This is a genomic window from Streptomyces phaeochromogenes (genome assembly GCF_001418655.1).
Classification (GTDB): domain Bacteria; phylum Actinomycetota; class Actinomycetes; order Streptomycetales; family Streptomycetaceae; genus Streptomyces; species Streptomyces phaeochromogenes.
In genome coordinates this window covers 1-6,472 of sequence record NZ_LIQZ01000478.1, presented here as the reverse complement: position 1 = coordinate 6,472, position 6,472 = coordinate 1, and the positions used below count along the sequence as shown (strand labels likewise).

Annotated in this window: 7 protein-coding genes; 5 read left to right on the top strand and 2 right to left on the bottom strand. The window is 72.9% G+C overall.

The features are described from left to right. The 4 genes from AOK17_RS43365 to AOK17_RS43350 all read left to right on the top strand — a co-directional run. The coding region (locus AOK17_RS43365; RefSeq protein ID WP_079053618.1) for a CopD family protein at positions 1–1,181 on the top strand (1,181 nt) is incomplete at its 5' end. Positions 1,182–1,230: 49 nt separating this feature from the next. After that, the gene (locus tag AOK17_RS43360; protein WP_055618150.1) at positions 1,231–2,295 is read left to right on the top strand and encodes a cupredoxin domain-containing protein; all 1,065 of its coding nucleotides are present in this window, start codon (positions 1,231–1,233) and stop codon (positions 2,293–2,295) included. 119 nt (positions 2,296–2,414) lie between these two features. Further along, positions 2,415–2,927 carry a hypothetical protein gene (locus tag AOK17_RS43355; RefSeq protein ID WP_055618149.1) on the top strand — a complete coding sequence of 171 codons (513 nt, stop codon included), beginning with the start codon at positions 2,415–2,417 and terminating at the stop codon, positions 2,925–2,927. Further along, positions 2,924–3,730 carry a cupredoxin domain-containing protein gene (locus tag AOK17_RS43350; protein WP_245697748.1) on the top strand — a complete coding sequence of 269 codons (807 nt, stop codon included), beginning with the start codon at positions 2,924–2,926 and terminating at the stop codon, positions 3,728–3,730. Before AOK17_RS43355 ends, AOK17_RS43350 begins: the two co-directional genes overlap by 4 nt. Positions 3,731–3,737: 7 nt before the next feature. Here the strand turns inward: AOK17_RS43350 and AOK17_RS43345 are convergent, their stop codons facing one another. Then, positions 3,738–4,238 carry a CGNR zinc finger domain-containing protein gene (locus AOK17_RS43345; RefSeq protein WP_055618148.1) on the bottom strand — a complete coding sequence of 167 codons (501 nt, stop codon included), beginning with the start codon at positions 4,236–4,238 and terminating at the stop codon, positions 3,738–3,740. A 128-nt stretch (positions 4,239–4,366) separates the two neighbouring features. On the opposite strand from AOK17_RS43345, the gene AOK17_RS43340 reads away from it, so the two are divergent. Beyond that, positions 4,367–4,732 carry a VOC family protein gene (locus AOK17_RS43340; RefSeq protein ID WP_055618147.1) on the top strand — a complete coding sequence of 122 codons (366 nt, stop codon included), beginning with the start codon at positions 4,367–4,369 and terminating at the stop codon, positions 4,730–4,732. Positions 4,733–4,914: 182 nt separating this feature from the next. Here the strand turns inward: AOK17_RS43340 and AOK17_RS43335 are convergent, their stop codons facing one another. Next, positions 4,915–6,153 carry a dipeptidase gene (locus AOK17_RS43335; protein ID WP_055618146.1) on the bottom strand — a complete coding sequence of 413 codons (1,239 nt, stop codon included), beginning with the start codon at positions 6,151–6,153 and terminating at the stop codon, positions 4,915–4,917. Positions 6,154–6,472: the final 319 nt, after the last annotated feature.

Here is a 6,472-nt window from a genome sequence, read left to right as displayed (position 1 = left end):
CCTTCGACGAGCCCGTCGAGCTGTCCGACGTACGCGTGATGACGCTCGACGGCGACCGGCTCCCCGTCTCCCGAGCCCCGCGCGGGGGCGCCGACACCCTGCGGGCCGCGCTCCCCGAGGTGGCTCCGAAGAGCGGTGAACTCGCCCTCACCTGGTCCGTCATCGACGAGGAGGACGGACACGCGTCCTCCGGCCGGCTGACGTTCGGCATCGGTACGGCGGCGGCGCCCGCCACCGCCCAGGACCGCGGCGACGAGGCCGCACCCGCGCCCTCCCCCTCGGTGCGGCACGGCCTCGTCGTCGCTCGCTGGGCCGGCTATCTCTCGCTGGCCCTGTTCATCGGCGGGATCGCGTTCGTCGCGCTGCTCTGGCCGCGCGGGGCGGGTGAGCCACGGGCACGAGCGATGCTCGCCCTGGCCTGGGCGGTGGGGCTGCTCTCGACGGTCGTGGCGCTCGGACTGCAGGGCGCGTACGCCGAGTTGGGCGGCCTCCGCGACGCGCTCTCGGCGTCGGCGTACACGAACGTGCTCAGCACCGGTCCGGGTCTCGCGCTCGCCGCCCGTGGGCTGCTGTGGGTGCTCGCCGCCGTGGTGCTGAGCGCGCTGCTCCAGGGCGGCGGCCGTACGGCACGCTCGCCCGGCTGGCGGGTGGGTGCCCTCGCCGTGTCGCTCGGGCTGCTGCGGGCGACCGGGATGACGGGCCACAACTCCGAGGGCACCGGGCCGACTTGGGGCGCGCTGGCCGACCTGGTGCATCTGCTCGGGGCGAGCCTGTGGATCGGCGGTCTGGCCATGCTCGCGGTGGCCGTGCTGCCCCGCCGGGACCCCGACGAGCTGGCGCTGGTCGTGCCCGGCTACTCGAAGCTCGCGGGTGCGTCGGTGGCCGCGATCGCCGTGGCGGGGCTCGTGCTGGCGTGGCAGGTCGTGGGCTCGTACGACGCCCTGCTGCACACCTCGTACGGGCAGTTGCTGCTGGTCAAGACCGGTGTGCTGGCCCTCGTTCTGTTCGCCGCGTGGCGCAGCCGTCAGTGGGTGCGTACGCGTCTGGAACTCGCCGTGCTGCTGCGCGGCGAGGCCGCCACCGTGCGGCCCTTCGGTTACTCGGTCGCGGCGGAGACGGGGCTCGTCCTCGTCGTGCTCGCCGTGACGAGTCTCCTGGTCACGGCCGATCCGGGCCGCTGACCTCCCCTGAAAACCCCGAAATCCCCTCAGAGACAAGGGAGTTGCGTTGATGCACAGTAAAGACACCGGCGAACGGCGCCGCCGGGCGCCCGCCGGGAACCGCGCCCTGCTGGTCGCCGGGCTCGGCGCCGCCTTCGCGGCGGTGCTCAGCCTGGGGCTGCTTCAGGCGACGGCCGGTTCGGCGTCGACGACCGACACGGCGGCGGGCGCGGCTCAGGCGCCCGCAGCCGCGGCGGCCGAGGCCCGGCCCGCGGCAGCCGCCGCTGCCGACCACCAGGTCGACATCATGGGCAACAAGTTCGGCGACGGGAAGCAGCTGGTCGTCAAGGTCGGCGAGACCGTCCAGTGGACCAACCACGACACGGCCCCGCACACCGTCACCACCACCAAGGGCCCGAAGAAGTTCGACTCGGGCACTCTCGAGAAGGGCGACTCCTGGTCGTACACCTTCACCACGGCGGGCACGTACGAGTACTACTGCGCGGTGCACCCGGACATGGTGGCGTCCGTGAAGGTCGTCGCGGACGACAGCGGGTCCACGGGTGGGTCCACAGGCGGGTCCACCGGCGGTACGTCCGGCGGCTCCACGGGCGGCTCCTCCGGCGGTACGTCGGGGGGCTCGACCGGGGGCTCCGGCTCTGGCGGTACGAGCGGGGGTGACACCGGTGGCACGTCCGGAGGCAGCTCCGGCGGAACCAGCGGTGGCAGCACTGGTGGCAGTACCGGTGGCGGCACGGGCGGTGGGGACGGCGGCGACGAGCAGTGCGCCAGCGTCCAGGACGTACTGCTGCCGATCCTGCAGCACCTCGACGCCGCGCACCTGGAGCGTTCGCCGGGTGAGCAGGTGCAGGACGCGCTGGCCCTCGACTCGTACATCAAGATGCACACCGTCTGGGTCGAGAGCATCCTCACGCCCGCCACGGAAGGCGGGGGCGCGGTCGTCGACGACACCCTCGGTGTGCTGCTCCAGCACGTCAACTCGGCACATCTGGAGGAGTCGCTCGGCCAGCAGATCACCGATCTGCTCGACGTCGACAGCTACGTGAAGATGCACACGGTCTGGGCCGAGCACATGCTCGCCCCCACGACGGGCTATCTGACCAGCAGCTGCTGACACAGGCGCTACCAGCGCCCGTCACAGGAGGACGCCGGGCCGGCCGAGGCTCAGTCGGCCGGCCCGGCGTCCGGCGTTCATTCTCCCCCGCTCTGTTTCTCCTCGGAAGGAGAACCAGGATGACGACCGTCACCCTGCCCACCGTCTCCCCACCGCCCGGCCGGTACGCCGTCGCACCCGGCCGCTCCTTCGCCGAACTCACTGCGTACTACGGGCCGTTGGTGACCTTGCGACGCCGCGTCACCCTGACCGGGGCGTCGCTCACGGTCCCCAAAACCGAGTCCGGGTCCGGGTCCGGGTCCGGGCTCATGTCCCAGTCCGAATCCGCTGACGCGCGGCCCGTGTTCCGCTTCGATCTCGCCGGCACGATGAAGGCCTCCCTGGTCTCCGAGCACGTGGAACCCCTGGCCGACGGACGGCACCTGCAACTGCTCGCCGACCTCGACGTACGGGGTGTCGCGTTCCCGGTGCTGCTGCGCCTGCGCGTGGTGAGGTGCGCCGAGGACCGGCTGTTGGTGGTGGGCTCGACCCGGCTCCCGTACCGGCTGCTCCGGCGCGCCACCGGCTTCCGGCTGCCGTGGTCCCGCCCGGCGACCCGGCTGCGGCTGCTGCTCGCCGCGGAGTTCGCGTGAGCGCGGGACGGCGGGGCCGTCGGGGGCGGCGCGTGCCGCCGGGGGTCGCCGCACCCGCCGCACCCGCCGTATTCTCCGTACCCGCCGTATTCTCCGTACTCGTCCTGCTGGTACCGCTGTTGCTGCTGTGGGCGGCGCCCGGGCCCGCGTCGGCGGCCACCTACCGGGTGGCGATGAAGGGGTACGCGTTCAGCCCCGCGGCCCTCACCGTCCCGGTGGGCTCCACGGTGACCTGGACCAACCAGGACACGGCCCCGCACGACGTGAAGACGACCTCCGGCCCGGTCTCCATCCACTCGCCGATGCTGCAGAAGGGGCAGAGCTGGAGCTTCACGTTCACGACGGCCGGGTCGTACGGGTACTACTGCACCGTGCACCCGGATATGACGGCCCGGATAGTGGTCCAGGCGGCACCGGCTCCCGCGGCACCGACCCATACGCATACGGGGGCGGACGATCACGGGTCCGGGACAGGAGCTGGGACTGGGTCCAGGACTGGCACCGGGTCCGGGACCGGGCACCACACGGCTCCGACGACTTCGGCAGCCTCACCGGCGGGGCGCTCCAAGTCACCGACGCCCACCAAGTCCCCGTCCGCGCCGCCCACTTCGGCCCCCGCAGCCGCGGCGGCACCTTCGGCAGCAGGTCCGGCGGCGACCCCACAGGCCATGGAACCGACCGCCTCCGCCCGCCCCCTCGACGGCCTGCTCGTCCTGGCGGGAGTGGTGGCGGGCGTGGCCGTACTGTGCCTGCTGCTGGTGGGTTCGCGCTCGGCGGCGACGGAGGGCCGGGACTCTCCGTAGCCGGAGGCTACTTGGCTCGGTAGCGGCGCATCTTCGCCCGTGCCCCGCAGACGGACATCGAGCACCAGCGGCCACGGCCCGCCGGACTGCGGTCGTAGTACGCCCAGTGGCAGTCCGGCGCCTCGCAGGCCTTGAGGCGGAGCCAGGTGCCGGCGGTGAGGGACTCGGCGACGGCCGCGGCGACCCGGGACGTGAGGGCGGCCGGGTCCGCCGGGCGGAGGGTCGCCGAGCCGTCCGCCGCGGAGACCGTGACGACGAGCGGGGCCGAAGCGAGCAGCTCGTCGAGGGGGCGTACCTCCCGGTGTGCCGGGTGGCCCGCGTGTGCGAGACAGACGGCCCGCAGCGACTCACGCAGTTCCCGCGCGGCCTCCACGTCGTCCGCCGCCAGGCCCAGCCCGGCGCGCCCCTCCACCGTGTCCAGGGCGTCGGTACCCGTCTCGATGTCCAGGGTGTTCACCAGGGACTGGAGCAGGGCCAGCCCGCCGGGTGCGGGTGCGCGGTCATTCATGGTTGCGACGTTACCTCTTATGGGGGAGCATGCAGTAACCGTTACCTGCTGCACCGCTTTGCAGGTAACGACTGCAGGTGACGATCGACGTATGGACATCAGACGTATGGACATCAGAGGAGGAAGTCATGGCTGTCGCCGAACTGGGCACCGTCGTTCTGGACTGTCCCGACCCTCGCGCGCTCGCTTCGTTCTACGCCGAGGTGCTGGGCGGCACCGTCGAGACCGAGGGGGCGGCAGAGTGGGTCGACCTGCGGCTGCCCGACGGACGGGCGCTGGCGTTCCAGGCCGCCCCCGGCCACGTACCGCCGAAGTGGCCCGCGCCCGACGGCTCCCAGCAGTTCCATCTGGACCTGACGGTCGAGGACCTGGACGCGGCGGAGAAGGAGGTCCTGGCGCTGGGCGCGACCGTGCTCGAAGCGGCGGACCGGGGGCGCGGGTGGCGGGTGTACGCGGATCCGGCCGGGCACCCGTTCTGCCTCTGCGCCTGCTGAGGCGAAGCGGGGGCCAAGGCCGGCGCTTTTAGGCGCCGAGGCTGACGCTTTCCGGGGCCACGGCCGGTGCTTTCAGGGGCGCGGGGAACTGCGCACTCAGCCCCCGCCCACCCACACCCACACCCGCACCCGCACCCGCACCCGCACCCGCACCCGACAGCGAACCGCCGGAGGGCCGGAGGCTACCCGTCCATTTCGGCGATCTTCGCCGTGGACGGCTCGCGGCGGCTGCGGGCGGCGCGAGCCGTGAAGTCCGCGCTGCGCAGGACGCGTTGGACGTTGCCCCAGGTGAGCAGGGCGAGGTCGGACTCGGACCAGCCGCGGCCGAGGAGTTCGGCGACGAGGCGCGGATACCCCGACGCGTCGGACAGGTCCTGGGGATGCGCGGCCCCGGAGTCGTACGTCCCCGACAGGCCCACGCACTCCGGGCCCGCGAGCGCGCGTACGTGGTCGAGGTGGTCCGCGACGTCCCGTACCGACGGGCCCGTCTGCTCGGCGGTCAGCGGCACGAGGCACAGGCCCTTGGTGATGCCGAGCTCGACGAGCACGTCGTCGGGGAGGTTCGCCGGGTGGGGGCGCAGGTCGCGGGCGGCGGAGCGGGTGCAGACGACCGGGGACTTGGAGATGGCGATGGCGCGGCGCACGGTCGCGTCGGAGGCGCCGGACAGGTCGACGAGTACGCCGATGCGGTTCGCCTCGCGTACGACCTCCTCGCCGAACCTGGTCAGCCCGTTCTTGCCGGCCCAGGACGCGCCGGAGAGGGTGAGGACGCGCAGGCCGAGAGAGTGCAGCGCACGCAGGATGCCCAGCGAGTCGTCCAGCGCGGCAGCGCACGCGGGGCCGAGCAGCACGGCGACCCGCCCGCAGTTCCTGGCGTCCGTGACCTGCGCCGCGCTGTGCGCCATCCGCAGGCCTTCCGGATGCGCCTCCACCACGGTCTTCACCAGGTCGAGCTGCTCCAGCGTGGCCCCGACCGCCCGCTCGCCGACGAGGCCCTCGGGCAGATGCAGCGACCAGAACAACGCCGCCACGTGCCCTTCCCTCAGCCGGGGCACATCCGTGTCTATCGTGCTCTCGCCGAGCTCCAGGTCGTACCAGGGCAGGTGCCGCAGCGCCCACGGCAGACCGCTGTAGCCGTCGGCGACGGGGTGGGCGGCGAGCAGGGCGTGCGCGCGGACGAGGGGGTCCTCGGCCGCGTCCTCCTCGTCGCCCTCGGGTCGCGCGTCTACCTCGGGTCCCGCGTCTCCCGCGGGTCCATCGAATCCCTCGGGTCCCTCTGGTCCCTCGGGTCCGGCATCGGCTGCGAGACCCCGCTCGTCCTCGAGCTCAAGAACATCCGGCCCGAACTCGGCCTCGACATCGGGGCGATCCAGCTCGCCGACCTCGGTGGTTGCGTGCAGTTCGTCCTGCAGATCTGCCATGACGACGCTCCCGGGTCCGGTGGTGGCGACAGGTATCCCCACCGTGACACGGGGGCGGGAGAGGGTCTCGGTGGATGAGCCGTTCGAGCGACGGCACCCAGCGCTCCGCTGAGGGCGCGGGGCTGTGACATCCAGCGGCTCCACCGCGTGGGCGCGGCCGGCCCCCGCCAACCCGCAGCCTCCGAACCCAGACGCCCAGCGAAGCGAGCCGACGGAGCAACCCAGCAGAGCGAACCGGCGGAGCGAACCCGCGGAGCTACCCACACCCCTCCGCCCGTCCCAGCAAAAGCCCCCGCTCCCTCTCGTTCCGCGTCAGCGA

Excerpts from the sequence above, each read along its gene's own strand:
- AOK17_RS43360 (WP_055618150.1), top strand. The coding sequence starts at position 1,231 with ATGCACAGTAAAGACACCGGCGAACGGCGCCGCCGGGCGCCCGCCGGG.
- AOK17_RS43355 (WP_055618149.1), top strand. The coding sequence starts at position 2,415 with ATGACGACCGTCACCCTGCCCACCGTCTCCCCACCGCCCGGCCGGTAC.
- AOK17_RS43345 (WP_055618148.1), bottom strand. The coding sequence starts at position 4,238 with ATGAATGACCGCGCACCCGCACCCGGCGGGCTGGCCCTGCTCCAGTCC.
- AOK17_RS43340 (WP_055618147.1), top strand. The coding sequence starts at position 4,367 with ATGGCTGTCGCCGAACTGGGCACCGTCGTTCTGGACTGTCCCGACCCT.
- AOK17_RS43335 (WP_055618146.1), bottom strand. The coding sequence starts at position 6,153 with ATGGCAGATCTGCAGGACGAACTGCACGCAACCACCGAGGTCGGCGAG.